Consider the following 17882-nt stretch of genomic DNA (forward strand, 5'->3'; position numbering starts at 1 on the left):
ATGAAGTTATTTTTTATACTTGGTAACCAATTATTTCCAACAAAATACTTAGACCGCTTCAAAAAAGACCACCTATTTTTTATGGCTGAAGATAAGGGTTTATGTACTTATGAAAAGCATCATAAACAAAAAATTTTATTATTTTTATCTTCTATGCGTTCTTATGCAGACGGATTAAGAAAAAACAAATTTAAATTAGATTACCTTAAAATTGAAGATAAAGAATTTAATGAAGATTATTTAAAAAAATTAAAAAAAATAATTAAACAAAAAAAAGTAAAAGAAATTTCAAGTTTTGAAGTAGAGGATAAATTTTTTGAAAAAAAAATTTCACAATTTTTAAAAAAAGAAAACATACAATGGAATGTTGTTCAAACTCCTATGTTTTTAAATTCAAGAGCTGAATTTAAAAATTATTTATCAAAATCAAAAAAACCTTTTATGGCAACTTTTTACAAAGATGTTAGAAAAAAATCTGGAATATTGATGGGGTCAGATGGTGATCCAATCGGGGGGAAATGGAGCTTTGATGAGGATAATAGAAATAAATTACCTAAAAATATTTCAATTCCTAAATTTCCAAAAATAAATGAAACCAATCATACAAAAAAATTAAGGCCTATTATTGAAAAGGAATTTAAAAATCACCCAGGGAGTACAAATAATTTTTGGTTTGCAACGGAATATGAAGATGTAGTTAAACTATTAAATTTTTTTATAAAAGAGAAATCTAATCTTTTTGGTGATTATGAGGATGCAGTTGATCAAAAAGATAATATTCTATTTCATAGTGCATTAAGTCCTTATATAAATTTAGGTTTAATTACTCCTGAATTCGTTATCCAAAAAATTTTAGATTTTCATAAAAAAAATAAAATTAGAATGAATTCTTTAGAGGGTTACATCCGCCAGGTGATTGGCTGGCGAGAATTTATGCGTGGAATTTATCAGTCATATTCACAAGAAATGGAAAATGGAAATTTTTTTAAACAAAATAGAAAAATGAAAAGTTCTTGGTATGATGGCACCACTGGTCTTCCACCTTTAGATTACGCAATTAAAAATGCGGTTAATAATGGTTGGTCACATCACATTGAAAGATTAATGATCTTATCAAACATAATGAACCTTTGTGAAATAAAGCCAACAATTGTTTATAAGTGGTTCATGGAGATGTTTGTAGACTCCTCAGATTGGGTAATGGTTCCTAATGTTTATGGAATGGGATTATTTAGTGATGGAGGAATTTTTGCTACCAAACCTTATATTTGTGGATCTGCATATTTTATGAAAATGATGGATTTTAAAAAAGGTGAGTGGTGTAACACTATGGATGGTCTTTATTGGAGATTTATTGACCGAAATAGAAAATTTTTTTTAAAAAATCCCCGTCTTTCTATGATGGTAAGAATATTTGATAAAATGAAATCTGATAGAAAAAAATTAATTTTATCTGAAGCTGATAAATTTATTAAACTAAACACAATTTGATGAAAAAAGAAAATTTACCAACAAAAATTTGTCCAGTTTGTAAAAGATCATTTACTTGGCGAAAAAAATGGAAGTTAAATTGGGATAGAGTAAAATATTGTTCCAAGAAGTGTTCTAAGCTAAGCTAAGCTTAGTGAACATAATAGTATTACAACATATCAAAATAGAAGATCCAGGTTACATTAAAGATTTAATGTTAGCTGATGGATTAAATTTAACTACTATTGAGTTAGATGAAGGTGAAAAAATACCAGATGATTTAAGTAAATTTAATGGAATGTTTTGCATGGGGGGTCCAATGGATACCTATATGGAACAAGAATATCCTTGGTTAATAGAAGAAAAGAAAGCAATAAAAGAATTTGTTGTTAATCTAAAAAAACCTTATTTAGGTTTTTGTTTAGGTTGTCAGCTTTTAGGAGAAGTGATTGGTGGAAAAGTAGTTAAATCTAAACCAGCAGAAATAGGAATTATGGATATTAATTTCTCTAAGAAAAAAAATGGAGATAAATTATTTTCAAAATTTCCTAATACTATTAAAAGTTTACAATGGCACTCTTATGAGGTTCAAGGTATTGAAAATAATAAAGATGTAACTTTATTAGCCTCTTCTCCAATTACCAAGTATCAAATCTTTAAATATCAAAACCATGCTTATGGAATTCAATTTCATATAGAAATAAAGGATACTACGGTTAATGAGTGGGGATGTGTACCGGAATACAAAAAAGCTTTAGTGGATCAGCTTGGTAATGGTGCATTAGAAAAGTTTGACCAATCTGCAAAAGATAACATGAAAGATATGAATAACTATTCTACAATCCTTTATGATAATTTTAAAAAACTTTTATGAACAATAAGATCTTTGAATGGGCAGGGGTTATAACTGCAATATTGTATTCTTTGTTTGTTGCTTTAAATATAGGAATAGAATTTTTTGGTTTTTGTCTATTGCTTTTGTCAGCTATTTTAATTGGAATATGGGCTTATAGGGGTGGTCATAAAGGAATTTTGTTATTACAATTTTTTTATGCAACAGCCGGAATTATTGGGATGGTTCGTTGGTTTTAGTTAAAAGTCGAGACTATTTTGGGAATATAATTTTTAAAATTAAAAAATCCTTTATTGCAGTATTGCCAAGCCAATTGATCAAGATTTCTATATAAAAAATCTATCTTTAAATTATTCGAATTTAAAAAATCTAAATTTTCACCTACCGTTGGATATAAACCATAACAATTTTCAATGTTTGTTAATTTACTTATATCTATAACTTCACAATCAATAGATTTATCTTTTAATCTTTGTTCTTGGTCTTCAATTAAATGAGATTTAAATTTCACTAACTTTTCACTGAGTTTTATTACTCTATTTTCATTTTTATTAGAAACTAAGTAAATTTTTTTAAAATTGTTTTCCTTAAAGTCAGTGATTTCAAACGAGAGATTATTTTCAAATATTAAAAGATTCTTATTCTCAATTTTTTGTGGGTTATTGAAATCCTGTTTAATTATTTGATAAGATTTTTCAGATACTTTTGGAGGAGCACTTTCATTTAATTTTATATTTTGAAATCTATTGTTAGTGAATTTTTTAATATTCCATTCACTTGCAAGGTAATGTTTTCCTTGAGTTTGAACACCCGCAACCCATCGCCACCCAAGAGTATTTGATGCAGCATCTCCATCATAAAGATGTTGCATAAAAAATTCTGCACCTAATTGCCAAGGCAATTCTAAAGTAAAAATCCAAATACTAGCAAACCACATTCTTGTGTGATTATGCAAATAATTGTTTTCTTTAAGCTCTTTCACCCACTCATTAAAGCAGTCTACTTTTGTTTTTCCTTCGATTGCTGCAATATAATCGCTATTATCTTTAAATTCATTTTTGATTTGATTTAATTTGATAAGATAATCAGCCCAAACACTTGGTCTTAGTTCTAACCAACCTTTCCAATAAGTTCGCCATAGAACTTCTTGAATAAACTTTTCATTTTTTGAAAAAGAAAATTTACTTAGAGCTTTCTGAATGACTTCTTGTTCATTAATTATTCCATGAGTTATATATGGTGATAAGCAAGATATATTAGACCTTTTTTCAGGTCCAAAATCAAAATTCCTTAATTTTGAATATTCTCCAAGATTATTCTCAACAAAATTATTTAATTGATTTAAGGCCTTAGCCCTTGAAGCTTCAAATATCATTTTAAATTATTTTGATTTTTTTTTCTTAAGACCTAATTTGTCACTATGTCTTAATCTTAAAACAACAATGGCTCCAGCTATTAACAAAATAGCTACTGCTTCATAAACAAGTGCAGTAGGATCCATTTCTTTGCCTTGTAGAATAATAAATCGTGCAAGTGCTGTAATTGCAATAAGAAGTGGAAGGGTAATACTAATAGATTGTTGGTTCCAAAAAACCCTTACCATTGCTAGTACCTCCAAATAAAGAAACATTAAAAGCAAATCTGCTAATGTAACAGATTGATTTAAAAACATGTTTTTCATTTCAATTCCAACAGCAATAACAGTACTGATTAAGATAATAACCATTAATGCTAACTGTAAGTTTTTTGCTATCTTATCCATTATTTATCTTTACTAAAAGGTAACCATTTTTCAATTGCAGATTTTAATGGACCATCATAAGGGATTGAATAAGAATTCGGGTTTGGACTTGTCAAAACTTCAATTCCTTTTGAAAATACAAAAATAAATACTATCACAAAAACTATGACCATGATTTTAAAAGGATCAAAATTTTTTGTTTGAAAAACACTTGCAGATTTCTCTTCTGCTCTATGGAATTGTTTAAAAGTCATATAGACGGCAAATATTAAACCTATATGAGCTAAAAAAAGTCCAGCCCATCCAAATGCAAAAGTTGTGTAAGAAAAAACATATAAACTAAAAACAGTTGTCCAAATAAAACTTAAAACTAAAAGAATTTGTAATCTAACTGTTTTAGGAAGTGCGCGTAGATCATTTTTACTATCATCAAATAAAATATTTGCAGCATCTCTCATCCAATTCTTTATTGATTCCATTATCTAAGGATATAATTTTTACTGATTTAAACAAATGTTAATTTGTCCTAAACGATACTAAGAACGAAGCATTTTTTTGTGAAAATTGATAAATCTTTCAACGTTAAATTTATTAAATGACTTATTTTCTTCAAATGAGACTTTTTTCATCGAGTAAGCGCTGCTATTAGTAACTCTTGATTGAATTGTAATATTTCCTTTATACAATTTAAGTTTAACTGAGCCATTAACTTTGCTTCTTTTTAAATCTACAATTTTTTGAAGTTTAAATCTTTCTTTTGAGTACCAATAACCATTGTAAATTAACTCTGCATATCTAGACATTATCTGATCTTTTTTGTGCATAGTTTCTTTATCTAAAGTAACTGACTCAATTGCTCGATGAGCATTGATTAAAAGAGTTCCACCGGGCGTTTCATATACACCTCTAGATTTGATACCTAAAAATCTATTCTCCACTAAGTCAACTCTTCCAATTCCATTTTTACCTGCGATGTCATTGAGCTTTGTTAATAATTTAGCCGGAGACATTTTTTTTCCATTTATTCCAAAAGGATCTCCATTTTTAAAATTAATAGTAACAAAAGATGGTTTGTTAGGTGCTTTTTCAGGAGAAACTGTTCGTTGAAAAATAAATTCTGGAGCAGAATTTTTTGGATTTTCTAAAACCTTACCTTCAGTTGATGTATGAAATAAATTATCATCCACTGAAAAAGGGGGTGCACCTTTTTTATCTTTAGGAATAGCTATGCTATGTTTTTTTGCATAATTAATTAAGTCTGTTCTAGATTTTAGTTTCCAAATTCTCCACGGAGCTATAATTTTAATTTTAGGACCAAAATAATGATAGCCTAATTCAAATCTAACTTGGTCATTGCCTTTACCAGTTGCTCCATGCGAAACTGCATAAGCTTTAAATTTTTTGGCGACTCTGATTTGTTCTTTTGCAATGAGAGGTCGTGCAATAGATGTTCCCAATAAATAAACACCCTCATAAATTGCGTGTCCTCTGATCATAGGGTAAACATAGTCTTTAACAAAAATATCTTTTAAATCTTTAATAATTATATTTTTAACACCAAATTTTTTTGCATTAGTTATAATTTTTTTTCTATCAATTTCTTGTCCAACATCTGCTGTATAACAAATTACATCTGCATCATAATTTTCTTGAAGCCATTTTAAAATTATAGAAGTATCCAGCCCTCCAGAATAAGCTAGAACAATTTTCTTTTTTGATTTCATTGAATTAACTACAAGCTTTTCTTGAAGCGTTATAAGCTTTAGTAAATCCTAGCAATGAGTAATGATCAATAGTTTGAGAACCTTGTTCATTGTATCCGGTAATCATAATTCTTGATCCCTTCCTCATTTGTTTGATCATTTTTAATTCGATTTTATTGTCTGCAATCCACGCAAAACCTTGTTCTTTAATATCAAATTTAAATTTATTCTTCCCTGAAGCAGCTGTTACTGAATTATTTTTGTTGAATTCATAACCTGGGGTAACACTTACTTCATTTTTTATATTGTCGTTTGGTCTAAATGCTACAAATAATTTTGCATCTCTTTTATTAGTTTTGGGTGCTTGCAAAATAGGTAAAGATTGTGCAAAGCATACTTTACCGTCAGTATCTATAACGACCATTGCCTCCCAATCTTTATATTTACCAATTTTTTTAATTTCCTGAGCTGAAACTTGAGCAACACCACTTATAAAAAATATTCCTAACAATATTGTAATTTTTTTAATTATGGACATGGATTTGGATAAATTGTTTGTACGTAGTTAATTTCTTTAATGACATCATCAGATAAGTTTACATTTACACTTTCTATATTTGTTTTCAACTGCTCCATTGTAGTTGCTCCAATTATTACACTAGTCATAAAGTCTTGGATTTCACAAAATTTTATCGCCATCTGACTCATATCAAGATCAAATTTTTCACTAATTTTATAATAATGTTCAACGGCATCCTTAGTATTTGGCTTTCTATACCTTGTCCAGAAATCGAAATCTCTCTCCATTCTTGATCCTTTGGGGAAATTCTTATTTCTATACTTTCCACTTAAATATCCACTTGCTAATGGTGAGTAAGCTAAGCAGCCAATGTTTTCTCTTATAGAAACTTCAGCTAGTCCAACTTCGTAAGATCTATTTAATAAACTATAAGGATTTTGGATTGACATCATTCTTGGCAACTTTTTATTTTTGGATAACTGAAGATAATTTAAAACTCCCCAAGGGGTCTCATTTGATAAACCAACGTATCTTATTTTTCCCTGATCAATATATTTATTTAACTCCGCAAGAACATCTTCAAATTTATTCCATTTGTTTTCTTTATGAACATAACCAAGTCTCCCAAAATTATTTACATTTCTTTCTGGCCAATGAAGTTGATATAAATCTATATAATCAGTTTTAAGTCTTTTAAGACTGTCATTTAAAGCAGATTCTAAGTTTGGACCTGTAAAACTATTTTCTCCACTTCTTAAATAATCTCTTGCCGGACCAGCAACTTTTGTTGCAAGAATGACTTTGTCTCTTTTTTTTGTTTTTTCAAACCAGTTTCCAATAATTTCTTCTGTATCACCATAGGTTTCCTTTCTTGGTGGTACTGCATATAATTCAGCAGTGTCCCAAAAGTTTACTCCTTGATCTAAAGCAAAATCCATTTGTTCAAATGCTTCAAGCTCAGTATTTTGTTCTCCCCACGTCATAGTACCGAGACAAATTGTACTCACTTTAATATCGGTATTACCTAAATTTTTGTAATTCATCAGAAATATTAAGTTAAATTTTTGTTAATCTTTTAAGGTATCTTGAATAATTAGTAAAAGAATATATATATTACTCATTATGGAATTTGATAAAAATGGAATACTAAATAGAGCAAAAGCAGCACAACAAACAGCTGCTGTAATGGATGAAGGCTTAAGAGCCTACATGCTAAAAGTTTATAACTACATGGCAACAGGTATATTGCTAACTGGAATAGTAGCACTATTAACATTTAAAATGTCTGTTGTTACTAATGATGCAGGTTCAATCGTTGGTCTAACACAAATGGGGAATGCAATTTATTTATCAGGTCTTAAATGGCTTGTAATGTTAGCACCTCTAGGTATCGTTTTTTACATGAGTTTTGGAATTAATAAGATGAGTGCATCAAAGGCACAAACCACTTTTTGGGTATTTGCAGCTTTAATGGGACTATCATTATCTTCAATATTATTGGTTTATACTGGAATGAGTGTAACAAGAGTTTTCTTCATTACATCTGCAACATTTGGAGCGATGAGTATATACGGATACACAACTAAAAGAGATCTTACAAAGTTAGGATCTTTTTTAATGATGGGTCTAATTGGAATAATTATAGCTTCAATTGTTAATATCTTCATGAAATCTTCTATGATGTATTTCGTGATTTCAATTTTAGGTGTTTTAATTTTTGTTGGTTTAACAGCTTATGACACTCAAAAAATTAAAAATATGTATGTTGCCTCAGACTCAGGTGAGTTAATGGGCAAGAAGGCTGTAATGGGTGCTTTAACTTTATATCTAGATTTTATAAACCTATTTATAATGTTGTTAAGATTATTCGGGCAAAGAAGATAAATTTATTTTTGAAGTTTTTTCCAGTTGGTATTTTTTAACAAAATTTTAAGATCGTAAGAATTTTTAAGTATTTTACTATTTGTATCAGTAATTAAATATTTAAGATTTTTATTTTTAGGCTTAAAATTTTTACAAATTTTATAAAGGGCATTTTCTGTAGCATTTTTAAAAACACTAAATCCAACTTGTTTACTTGAAATACTTAAACCATAATCTTTCCAAGAACCTTCAGAAACCATCTTAGCATATAAGTCTAATATTATCTTAAGCTCATCTTTTTCAAAAAAGTGCTTTTCTTCAATTTTATTATTAGGATTATTTATTACTAATCTTAAATTACTACGCATCAAGCTTATGCTTATTAATTAATGGTATTTGAAATCCTGTAAATACTATCGTTATTGGAAGCATTCCCCAAACTTTAAAATTTACCCAAAATTCTTCTGTTTGAGTTCTCCAAACAAATTCATTTAATAAAGCAAGACCAAAGAAAAAAAACATCCATCGTTTATTTAGAATTTCCCATCCAATATCAGTTAGAGGAATAGATTTACCCATAATTTTTTTAAGAATAGGTTCATTGGTAAAATATTTCCCAAAAAATAATGCAAGAGCAAACATAATATTAATGATAGTTGGTTTTACATAAATAAATATAGGATCATTAAAGTAGATTGTTAATCCACCAAAAAAAGTAATTAAAATTCCACTTACTAAAGGCATTGGAGGAATTTTTTTTTCAAAAAACCAAACTAGTGCTAGTGCAACTAAAGTTGCAACTATCAGTGGAGGTATTGCTACTGATAAATTTTTACCACTATTGTAATAATAGAAAAAAAATATTGCTAAAGGACCGAAATCAGTAACAAATTTTAAAAAAGATTTATTCACCAAAAAGATATTAACATATTTGCCACATCACAAAACATTTATATTTTAAGCATTGATTTTTATTTTTAAATACCCATACTCACATCAATGCCAGTACAAAAAGCAAAATTTTCAATTGGAGACATTGTAAAACATAAACACTTTGAATTTAGAGGTGTGATTTATGATGTTGATTTTGAATTTAATAATTCGGAGGAGTGGTATCAGTCTATACCAAAAAATGTGAGGCCGAGAAAAGATCAGCCTTTTTATCATCTATTGGCAGAAAATGATGAGATAACTTATGAGGCTTATGTTTCGGAACAAAACTTGTTAATCGACGATTCTGATGAGCCAATAAAACACCCTTTAATTGAGGAGATTTTTTCTGGAAAAAAAGGATCTAGTTATTTTAAGCCTTCTAATTAAGGCAACCATCATTCAACCACATTTAGCTCAAATCTAGGCCATATAAATTAGACATAATCTTACAAATTTCTGATCAAGAGTGTTAAACGTTAATTTCAGTCTTATTATCTCCCCTCTGCATTCTTGATCAGATTACCATTTCATAATAAAAAGCATCAAAAAAAATTCTGATTTTTAATATGTTTAAACTTTTTGAACCTAACAAAATTTTCAAAATTACTTCAAAAGCACCCAAGTATGTTTTATTTTTATTTATTATTGTATTAAGTGTTGGATTGGTTGAAGCATTAGTTTTATCTCCTGAAGATTATAAACAAAGTGATGCAGTTAGAATTATGTATGTTCACGTTCCTGCCGCTTGGATTTCACTCGGAATATTTTCTTCCATAACTTTATTATCTATTTGTGGTTTTGTATTTAGAAACAAAAACTTTTTTTTAATTTCTAAAAGTCTAGCTCCTTCAGGATTTGTTTTTAACATCATTGCTTTAGTCACAGGATCAATTTGGGGCAAACCAACTTGGGGAACTTGGTGGGCTTGGGATGCTAGAATTACCTCAATGTTAATCTTAGCATTATTTTATGCAATGTATTTAATTGTATGGAGGATCTATGATAAGGAGGAAAAAGTTTACAAGATTTCAACTTTCATAACTATTATAGGAATTATTAATGTTCCAATAATAAAATACTCAGTCTATTGGTGGAACACACTTCACCAACCAGCATCTATTAATATTTTATCTAAAAGCTCAATTCATTCATCAATGCTTTACCCATTATTGATTATGACTGCGGCATTTGCTCTTTTTTCATTGTTAATTTTCTTAATGAAATATAATACAGAACTGATAAAAATTAAAAATAAAGGCTTAGATAGATTATGATTAATGAATTACTTTTGATGAATGGATATGCAGTGTATGTATTATCTGCTTTTAGTTTTACCCTATTAAGTTTTCTAGGTTTATATTTAGTAACTAAATTGCAGTTTGTTAGAGAACAAAACAAATTTATTACTAAATTTGGAACACTTACAACTGAGCAAGCTAATACAGCAAAATCACAAAGAATAAACAAAGAAATTCTAGCAAACGTAACAAACAATTAACTTTTAAACCATGTATGGTCGAAAAGTTAAATTAAGATTTTTGTTTATAACAATAATCTTAATTACTCTAATTTTAACAACTTTTTTGATTTTAAAATCTTTAGAAGAAAATGTTGTATATTTTCAATCACCCACTGAAATAAAATCACTTACAGAAATAGACAAAAGTAAAATAAGGGTTGGGGGTATGGTTAAAAAAAATTCTATTTCTATAAATTCGAATGAAGTTATTTTTATAATTACAGACTTTAAAAATGAGATAAATGTTACTTTCTCGGGAGCAGTACCAAATTTATTTGCTGAGGGAAAAGGGGTTGTTGCAGAAGGTTTTTTAAAAGATAGAAACTTTTTCTCAGCAACAAAAATTTTAGCTAAGCATGATGAAAATTATATGCCACCAGAAGTAAAAGAAGCATTAGGAGAAAAATAAATTGATCTATAGTTTTATTGGATATTATTCATTAATATTAGGATTAGTTATTGGATTATCATTATTTTATTTTTCATACAAAAATTTTAATAATTCAAACATATTAGATATCAAAATATTATCATTTACATTTTTACAATTATTATTTGTTGTTATTAGTTTTTTGTGTTTGATCTTTTCGTTTATTATTTCAGATTTTAGCAATGAAACAGTATTTAATAATTCTCACACCACCAAACCATTATTTTATAAAATTAGTGGAACTTGGGGAAATCATGAGGGAAGTTTATTGTTATGGTTATTAGTATTAACTTTATTTATTTTCTTATTTTTATTACGAACAAAAAATCAACCAGTTAAATACAAAATTTTAACTCTAATTTTTCAACAAATAATAATAGTTGGTTTTTTTTTATTTTTAATCTTAACATCAAATCCATTTAATTATATTTTTCCAATACCGACGGAAGGTCTCGGATTAAATCCAATTTTACAAGATCCAGCTTTAGCAATTCACCCACCTATTTTATATTTAGGTTATGTAGGTTCTTCAATTATATTTTCATCAGTTTTAGCAGCAACGAGTTTAAAAATTATTTCCACTAGTTGGGCATCACATATAAAAAAATGGGTTTTAATTTCATGGATATTTTTGACTTTAGGAATACTGCTTGGGTCAATCTGGGCTTATTATGAACTAGGTTGGGGAGGTTTTTGGTTTTGGGATCCAGTTGAGAATGTTTCTTTGATGCCATGGTTTGCATTAACCACTCTTTTACATTGTATTTTAGTATTAGAAAAAAAATCTATTTTAACCTCATGGGTAATAATTCTTTCTATTGCAACATTTACATTAAGTATGTGTGGAACATTTTTAGTTAGATCAGGAATTTTAAATTCAGTTCATACATTTGCTAATGATCCTGAAAGGGGTCTATTTATTCTTGTTTTTTTATTTATTTTGATTTTTTTATCTATTTTAATATTTTTCTTTTTTCACAAAGATAATGATAATAAATCTTATAATTTTTTTTGGTTAAGCAAAGAAACTTCAATATTAATTAACAACTGGTTTATGATGTATTTTTTATCAGTTGTTTTGATAGGTACTGTATATCCAATTTTTTTAGATGTGATTTCTTCTCAAAAAATATCAGTCGGTCCTCCATTTTATCATAAGTTAATGATACCATTTTTAATTCCTTTTTTACTCATGATGGCGATTGGACCAAAATTAAGATGGATCAAATCTCAATTAGAAGACAAAATTTATTTAATTTCTTTTTTGATTATCTCAATTTTATTGGCTTTTTTAGTATTAAAAAATTTTAATCAAAATATCTTAATTAATACAATTTTGATATCGAGCGCACTTTATTTATTCTTTATTACTTTGAGAGACTTTTTTGTAAAAAAATATAAAAATATTTCACAAAATATTGCTCATTTTGGATTTAGTTTATTAATCTTAAGTATTTTGTTTAACAATTTATTTGCAAGTGAAATTATAACAAATCTTAGGGTTGGTGAAACTTTTGAAAATTCAAAAACTAAGATAGTTTTTGAGAGTGTTGTTCAGAAAAAAGAACAAAATTATAATGCTATTATTGCAAATTTTACAATAAGTAATTTAAATGGTGAAAAGGATAAACTTTCACCAGAGTTAAGAATTTATAATCAACCTGTCATTGCCACAAGTGAAGCTAGTATCAAAACTACTCTTACGTCAGATAAATTTATTGTAATTAATCTGGTTCAAAATCAAGATTTTTTTAACGTAAGATATCAAGTTAAACCATTTATGTTATGGATCTGGTTATCAGTAATTCTAATATCTATTGGTGGAATTGTTAGCCTTTTACAAAGAAGATAATGAAAAATAAAATATTACTTTTTTCAGTTTTTATTTTTTTTGGAACAATATTTTTTATTTTTTACAAAGGTTTAGAAGATTCAAAAATATACTCTCCAGATGTTAATACAAAAAAAGAGATGCCAGTATTTAATACTAAAGAATTTTTTTCTGGTGAAAATGTGAAATCATCAAATATCTTTGAGTTAGATAAGATTTATTTATTAAATATTTGGTCATCTTGGTGTGTACCATGTCGACAAGAACATCCTTTTTTAATGAATTTAAATTTAGATAATAAAGTAAATATTATTGGTTTAAATTATAAAGATAATTTTAAAAATGCAAAAAACTTTTTAAGCAAACTGGGAAACCCGTATAAAGAAATCTTTATTGATTTAGATGGTACAATCGCAATAGAGTGGGGAGCTTACGGGGTTCCTGAATCATTTTTAGTTTATAATAATGAAATTATTAAAAAATATATTGGACCTCTTAACCAAGAATTAGTTGATGAAATTAAATTATTGATAAAATGAAATTTATTAAATTTATTTTAATTTTTATAATATTATTTACTTCAAGTGGTGTTAATGCTGAGGTTAATGACAAAAGAAATAAAATAACTAAAAATTTAAGATGTCTTATATGTCAAGGTCAATCGGTTTACGATTCAGACTCAGAATTTGCAAACAGTTTAAAAATCTTAGTTGATAAAAAGCTTGAAGAGGGTCTTTCTGAAGATCAAATATATAAATATTTTAAAACTAAATATGGAGAATGGATACTTTACGATCCTGGTTTAAACAAAAACACATATATTCTTTGGTTATTGCCGATATTGATATTTTTAATTGGAGGTGCAATAATCTATAAAAGCTTTATAGTTAAAAAATAAACTAATTTTTGATGAAATTAAAAAAATTTGTAATAAATCTAATAATGATGACACTTGCTTTTTCCTCAGTTGCTGAGGAAAAAGTTTTGAAAGACTTAAATACAGAGTTTAGTGTTTATACTGGAATGTTTGATTTTAGCGATGATGGAAAAAGATCAACTTTAATTGGTTTTCAACATCAGAATGAAAATTTAAATAGAGATACTCTTTTTGGAAATCTTTCTCCTATAACTGGATTTTTAGTTACAGCTGATAATGCAGGATATATTTATACAGGTGTTCAAGCACAATATAAATTAGGAGCATTAAATTTAACGCCCAGCTTTACACCAGGAATATATCACGAGGGAGATGGTAAAGATTTAGGCCATTTAATTGAATTTAAAAGTGAATTACAAATTTCACTTGATTTATCAAAAACAAGTGAATTAGGTTTTTCCTACAATCATATATCTAATGCTAGTTTAGGAGATAAAAATCCTGGGGCAAATAGTTATATGTTTAATTTTTTCAAAAACTTTTAAAAAGTAATTATGAATTTAAAGGATTGTCATAATTTTAGTGATTTTAGAAAACTTGCTAAAAAAAAATTGCCATCACCAATATTTCATTACATTGACGGTGCAGCAGATGATGAGGTTACATATGCAAGAAATACAAGTGCATTTGACGATGTTGATTTAGTTCCAAATGTTTTAAGAGGTGTTGAGAATGTTGATTTATCAACAACAATATTTGGAAAAAAACTAGATTTACCTTTTTATTTATCACCTACCGCTTTACAGAGATTATTTCATTATGATGGTGAAAGAGCCGTAGGGAAAGCAGCTAAGAAATTCAATACCATGTTTGGGGTATCGGCACTAGCAACAGTAAGTGTAGAAGAAATTTCTTCACTTGTTGATACGCCAAAAATGTTTCAGTTTTATTTTCATAAAGATAGGGGACTTAATGATTCATGCTTAGAGAGAGCAAAAGCAGCTAAGTTTGATGTCATGGCTTTAACCGTTGATACGATTACAGGAGGAAATAGAGAAAGAGATTTGAGAACTGGGTTTACGTCACCACCTAAACTAACACTATCAAGTTTATTTAGTTTTGCAACGAAGCCAATGTGGGGAATAAATTATTTAACAAAAGGTAAGTTTGAATTACCTCATCTTCAAGATTTTGTAAAAGAAGGTACGAGCACAAACTCCTCTATTGGAAATTATTTTTCTACAATGCTGGATCAGTCAATGAACTGGAAAGATGCTGAACAACTTTGCTCTAAATGGGGAGGTCATTTTGCCTTAAAAGGGGTTATGAGTGTTGAAGATGCTAAAAGAGCAGTAGATATTGGATGTACAGGAATAATGGTTTCTAACCATGGCGGAAGACAACTTGATGGATCAAGGTCACCTTTTGATCAACTTGCTGAAATAGTTGATGCTGTTGGTGATAAACTGGATGTAATCTGTGAAGGGGGGATTCATAGAGGAACTCATATGCTTAAAGCATTATCATTAGGTGCAAAAGCATGTTCTGGTGGTAGACTTTATTTATATGCTTTAGCAGCAGCAGGACAAGCAGGTGTTGAAAGAGCTTTAGAGAAGTATAAATCTGAATTAGTAAGAGATATGAAGTTAATGGGCTGCACTAAAATAAGTGATTTAAACAGAAGTAATTTAAGATTTAGAAAATAGTAATCATGAACATAAATGATTGTTATAACTTTGAAGACTTTAGAAAATTAGCAAAAAAAAAATTACCAGCTCCTATCTTTCATTACATTGATGGTGGTGCAGATGATGAGGTTACACTGAATAGAAATACTGAGGCGTTTAATGATTGTGATTTAGTTCCAAGTATTCTTAACAGTGTTGGAGAGCCAGATTTATCGACTACAGTGTTTGGAAGAAAAATAAGCATGCCATTATTTTTATCACCAACAGCAATGCAAAGTTTGTATGATCCAGAAGGTGATAAAGCATCTGCTAGGGCTGCGGAAAAGTTTGACACTATTTATAGCATGTCAACTATGGCATCATTTTCAATTGAGGAAGTAGCAAATATTTCAAGTGGTCCAAAACTTTTTCAGCTTTATATTCATAAAGATAAATCAATTACAGATGATTTAATTGAAAGATGTGATAGGGCGAATTTTGATGGCATGTGTATCACGGTCGATACACTTGTAGCAGGTAATAGAGAACGAGATCATAGAACTGGATTTACAACACCACCAAAATTTACTTTAGATAGTTTATTAAGTTTTGCTATGAGGCCAGGTTGGGTTTTTAAATATTTTACAAATAAAAAATTTGAGTTAGCGAATATAAAAAATAAAACTGATAAAGGTACAAATATTGCTAAATCAGTAATGGATTATATAAATGAGCAGTATGATCCTGCGATGAATTGGAAAGACGCTGAATATTGTATAAAAAAATGGAACAAACCAATGGCACTAAAAGGAGTTATGTCCGTAGAAGATGCCAAGAAAGCAATTGATATTGGTTGTACCGCAATAATGATTTCAAACCATGGAGGAAGACAGCTTGATGGATCTAGATCTCCTTTCGATCAAGTAAAAGCAATTTCAGATGCTGTAGGTGATAAGTTGGAAATAATATTAGATGGTGGAGTAAGAAGAGGAACACATGTATTAAAAGCATTAGCCGCAGGTGCAACAGCATGTAGTTTTGGAAAAGCGTTCCTTTTTAGTTTAGGTGCTGGTGGACAAAAAGGAGTTGAAAGGTTATTGGATAACATGCAAAAAGAAATTAGAAGGAATATGATTTTAATGGGATGCAAAAAAATTAAAGATTTAGATGCGTCAAAAATAATCTACCGTAATTAATCAACAAGTAATTGTAAGGATTATTGAACAAATCTAAAATAAGTTATTTAAAAATCTTGAATAGACATTAGTCTACTTTTCGTTTAATTTTCGATTTTAAAATTATGATACTTGCAAAAAATTTAGAAAATTTAGGAACTGAGTCAGCGTTTAGTGTCTTAGCAGAGGCTAAAGCATTAGAGGCAAAAGGACATCCTATGATTCATCTAGGACTAGGTCAACCAGACTTTAAAACACCTAAGCATGTAGTTGAAGCTGCGAAAAAAGCATTAGATGATGGACATCATGGATACGTGATGTCTAATGGAATACCAGAATGTAGAGAGGCTGTTACAAGATGGATCAAAAAACAATATAACACTAATATTGATCCTGAGAGAATTTTAATAATGCCTGGTGGAAAACCAACTATGAGTTATGCCATCCAATGTTTTGGTGAACCAGGAGCAGAAATAATCCATCCTACACCTGCATTTCCAATTTATGAGTCAATGATCAATTATACTGGTTCTACACCTGTTCCATATGACCTTACTGAAGATAAAGATCTTAAATTTGACCCAGATAAAATATTATCTTTAATTACTGATAAAACTAGATTGTTAATTTTAATTAACCCAAACAATCCAACAGGTAGTTTTGTTGAAAAACCTGTAATAGATTACTTTGCTAAAGAATTAGAAAAACACCCACATGTTACTATTTTAAGTGATGAAATTTATAGTAGACAAATTTTTGATTACAAAGAAATGCCATCTTTTTTTCATTATGAAGCTTTAAGAGAAAGGTTAATAGTTTTAGAGGGTTGGAGTAAAGCTTACTCAATGACTGGTTGGAGATTAGGATGGAGTTATTGGCCAAAAGAAATGATTCCACATGTAAATAAATTATTAATAAATAGTGTATCCTGCGTGAATGCAGCTGCTCAATTTGCGGGTATAGCAGCATTAGATGGTCCAGATGATTCAATTAAAGACATGCTGGATAAATTTACTTTGAGAAGAAATTTAATACATAAAGGGTTAAATGATTTACCTGGAATAGAGTGTAGTTTACCTGGTGGAGCATTTTATGCATTTCCAAAAGTAATAGGAACAGGCATGAATGGTTCTGAATTTTGTAAAAAAGCTATGCATGAAGCTGGAGTTGCTATTGTCCCAGGCACAGCATTTGGTAAAACTTGTCAGGATTACGTAAGATTTAGCTTTGCTGCATCTAGAGATAATATACAGCAAGCATTAGAAAATATAGGTAAGATGCTTTCTAAATAAGCTGTATT

Annotated in this window: 24 protein-coding genes; 16 read left to right on the forward strand and 8 right to left on the reverse strand. The window is 28.7% G+C overall.

Annotated elements, in window-relative coordinates; all coding sequences use genetic code 11:
* Genes ACTT9X_RS00160 through ACTT9X_RS00175 form a run of 4 tightly spaced genes read left to right on the forward strand, consistent with a single transcriptional unit; the run spans window position 1 to window position 2562 of the window.
* Window positions 1-1491 carry a cryptochrome/photolyase family protein gene (locus tag ACTT9X_RS00160; RefSeq protein ID WP_440933692.1) on the forward strand — a complete coding sequence of 497 codons (1491 nt, stop codon included), beginning with the start codon at window positions 1-3 and terminating at the stop codon, window positions 1489-1491.
* Window positions 1491-1619, forward strand: a complete 129-nt coding sequence (locus tag ACTT9X_RS00165; RefSeq protein ID WP_440933693.1) for a DUF2256 domain-containing protein — start codon at window positions 1491-1493, stop codon at window positions 1617-1619. The genes ACTT9X_RS00160 and ACTT9X_RS00165 overlap by 1 nt, the downstream gene beginning before the upstream one ends.
* 5 nt (window positions 1620-1624) lie before the next feature.
* On the forward strand, window positions 1625-2344 hold the full coding sequence (locus ACTT9X_RS00170; protein ID WP_440933694.1) for a type 1 glutamine amidotransferase: 720 nt from the start codon (window positions 1625-1627) through the stop codon (window positions 2342-2344).
* Window positions 2341-2562: a hypothetical protein gene (locus ACTT9X_RS00175; protein WP_023854586.1), complete on the forward strand. Its 222-nt coding sequence runs from the start codon at window positions 2341-2343 to the stop codon at window positions 2560-2562. Before ACTT9X_RS00170 ends, ACTT9X_RS00175 begins: the two co-directional genes overlap by 4 nt.
* On the opposite strand, the gene ACTT9X_RS00180 is transcribed toward ACTT9X_RS00175, so the two are convergent.
* Genes ACTT9X_RS00180 through ACTT9X_RS00205 form a run of 6 tightly spaced genes read right to left on the reverse strand, consistent with a single transcriptional unit; the run spans window position 2559 to window position 7330 of the window.
* Window positions 2559-3698 carry an FAD-binding domain-containing protein gene (locus ACTT9X_RS00180; RefSeq protein WP_440933695.1) on the reverse strand — a complete coding sequence of 380 codons (1140 nt, stop codon included), beginning with the start codon at window positions 3696-3698 and terminating at the stop codon, window positions 2559-2561. The genes ACTT9X_RS00175 and ACTT9X_RS00180 overlap by 4 nt on opposite strands.
* 6 nt (window positions 3699-3704) lie before the next feature.
* Window positions 3705-4085, reverse strand: coding sequence for a phosphate-starvation-inducible PsiE family protein (locus ACTT9X_RS00185; RefSeq protein ID WP_075504930.1), 381 nt, complete (start codon window positions 4083-4085; stop codon window positions 3705-3707).
* Window positions 4085-4543 (reverse strand): hypothetical protein, encoded by a 459-nt coding sequence (locus ACTT9X_RS00190; RefSeq protein ID WP_075504929.1) that lies wholly within the window; start codon window positions 4541-4543, stop codon window positions 4085-4087. Before ACTT9X_RS00190 ends, ACTT9X_RS00185 begins: the two co-directional genes overlap by 1 nt.
* 57 nt (window positions 4544-4600) lie before the next feature.
* Window positions 4601-5788, reverse strand: coding sequence for an argininosuccinate synthase (locus ACTT9X_RS00195; protein ID WP_440933696.1), 1188 nt, complete (start codon window positions 5786-5788; stop codon window positions 4601-4603).
* A 4-nt stretch (window positions 5789-5792) separates the two neighbouring features.
* Window positions 5793-6305, reverse strand: coding sequence for an invasion associated locus B family protein (locus tag ACTT9X_RS00200; RefSeq protein ID WP_440933697.1), 513 nt, complete (start codon window positions 6303-6305; stop codon window positions 5793-5795).
* The gene (locus ACTT9X_RS00205; protein WP_440933698.1) at window positions 6296-7330 is read right to left on the reverse strand and encodes an aldo/keto reductase; all 1035 of its coding nucleotides are present in this window, start codon (window positions 7328-7330) and stop codon (window positions 6296-6298) included. The genes ACTT9X_RS00200 and ACTT9X_RS00205 overlap by 10 nt, the downstream gene beginning before the upstream one ends.
* A gap of 79 nt (window positions 7331-7409) precedes the next feature.
* Between ACTT9X_RS00205 and ACTT9X_RS00210 the strand changes: the two genes are divergently transcribed.
* The gene (locus ACTT9X_RS00210) at window positions 7410-8171 is read left to right on the forward strand and encodes a Bax inhibitor-1/YccA family protein (protein WP_440933699.1); all 762 of its coding nucleotides are present in this window, start codon (window positions 7410-7412) and stop codon (window positions 8169-8171) included.
* A gap of 2 nt (window positions 8172-8173) precedes the next feature.
* On the opposite strand, the gene ACTT9X_RS00215 is transcribed toward ACTT9X_RS00210, so the two are convergent.
* The gene (locus ACTT9X_RS00215; protein ID WP_440933700.1) at window positions 8174-8518 is read right to left on the reverse strand and encodes a DUF2794 domain-containing protein; all 345 of its coding nucleotides are present in this window, start codon (window positions 8516-8518) and stop codon (window positions 8174-8176) included.
* A complete protein-coding gene (locus tag ACTT9X_RS00220; RefSeq protein ID WP_440933701.1) occupies window positions 8511-9062 on the reverse strand; it encodes a septation protein A in 552 nt (183 codons plus the stop codon). The genes ACTT9X_RS00215 and ACTT9X_RS00220 overlap by 8 nt, the downstream gene beginning before the upstream one ends.
* An 87-nt stretch (window positions 9063-9149) precedes the next feature.
* On the opposite strand from ACTT9X_RS00220, the gene hspQ reads away from it, so the two are divergent.
* The 11 genes from hspQ (at window position 9150) to ACTT9X_RS00275 (ending at window position 17874) form a co-directional block, all read left to right on the forward strand.
* Window positions 9150-9470, forward strand: coding sequence for a heat shock protein HspQ (gene hspQ, locus ACTT9X_RS00225; protein WP_440933702.1), 321 nt, complete (start codon window positions 9150-9152; stop codon window positions 9468-9470).
* A gap of 179 nt (window positions 9471-9649) precedes the next feature.
* Window positions 9650-10357 (forward strand): heme ABC transporter permease CcmC, encoded by a 708-nt coding sequence (ccmC, locus tag ACTT9X_RS00230; protein WP_440933703.1) that lies wholly within the window; start codon window positions 9650-9652, stop codon window positions 10355-10357.
* Entirely contained in the window at window positions 10354-10581 is a 228-nt protein-coding gene (locus ACTT9X_RS00235; protein WP_440933704.1) for a heme exporter protein CcmD, read from the forward strand. The genes ccmC and ACTT9X_RS00235 overlap by 4 nt, the downstream gene beginning before the upstream one ends.
* Before the next feature lie 10 nt (window positions 10582-10591).
* Complete coding sequence (gene ccmE / locus ACTT9X_RS00240; RefSeq protein ID WP_440933705.1) at window positions 10592-11011, forward strand: cytochrome c maturation protein CcmE; 420 nt, start codon at window positions 10592-10594, stop codon at window positions 11009-11011.
* A gap of 1 nt (window position 11012) precedes the next feature.
* Window positions 11013-12884: a heme lyase CcmF/NrfE family subunit gene (locus ACTT9X_RS00245; RefSeq protein ID WP_440933706.1), complete on the forward strand. Its 1872-nt coding sequence runs from the start codon at window positions 11013-11015 to the stop codon at window positions 12882-12884.
* Window positions 12884-13402: a DsbE family thiol:disulfide interchange protein gene (locus tag ACTT9X_RS00250; protein WP_440933707.1), complete on the forward strand. Its 519-nt coding sequence runs from the start codon at window positions 12884-12886 to the stop codon at window positions 13400-13402. Before ACTT9X_RS00245 ends, ACTT9X_RS00250 begins: the two co-directional genes overlap by 1 nt.
* A complete protein-coding gene (locus ACTT9X_RS00255; protein ID WP_440933708.1) occupies window positions 13399-13761 on the forward strand; it encodes a cytochrome c-type biogenesis protein in 363 nt (120 codons plus the stop codon). The genes ACTT9X_RS00250 and ACTT9X_RS00255 overlap by 4 nt, the downstream gene beginning before the upstream one ends.
* Window positions 13762-13808: 47 nt before the next feature.
* Window positions 13809-14285: an acyloxyacyl hydrolase gene (locus ACTT9X_RS00260; protein WP_440934023.1), complete on the forward strand. Its 477-nt coding sequence runs from the start codon at window positions 13809-13811 to the stop codon at window positions 14283-14285.
* Between the two features lie 9 nt (window positions 14286-14294).
* Window positions 14295-15446, forward strand: coding sequence for an alpha-hydroxy acid oxidase (locus tag ACTT9X_RS00265; protein WP_440933709.1), 1152 nt, complete (start codon window positions 14295-14297; stop codon window positions 15444-15446).
* Between the two features lie 5 nt (window positions 15447-15451).
* A complete protein-coding gene (locus ACTT9X_RS00270; protein ID WP_440933710.1) occupies window positions 15452-16603 on the forward strand; it encodes an alpha-hydroxy acid oxidase in 1152 nt (383 codons plus the stop codon).
* 104 nt (window positions 16604-16707) lie between these two features.
* A complete protein-coding gene (locus tag ACTT9X_RS00275; RefSeq protein ID WP_440933711.1) occupies window positions 16708-17874 on the forward strand; it encodes a pyridoxal phosphate-dependent aminotransferase in 1167 nt (388 codons plus the stop codon).
* Window positions 17875-17882 lie beyond the last annotated feature (8 nt).

Source organism: Candidatus Pelagibacter sp., from assembly GCF_052049855.1.
Classification (GTDB): Bacteria; Pseudomonadota; Alphaproteobacteria; order Pelagibacterales; family Pelagibacteraceae; genus Pelagibacter.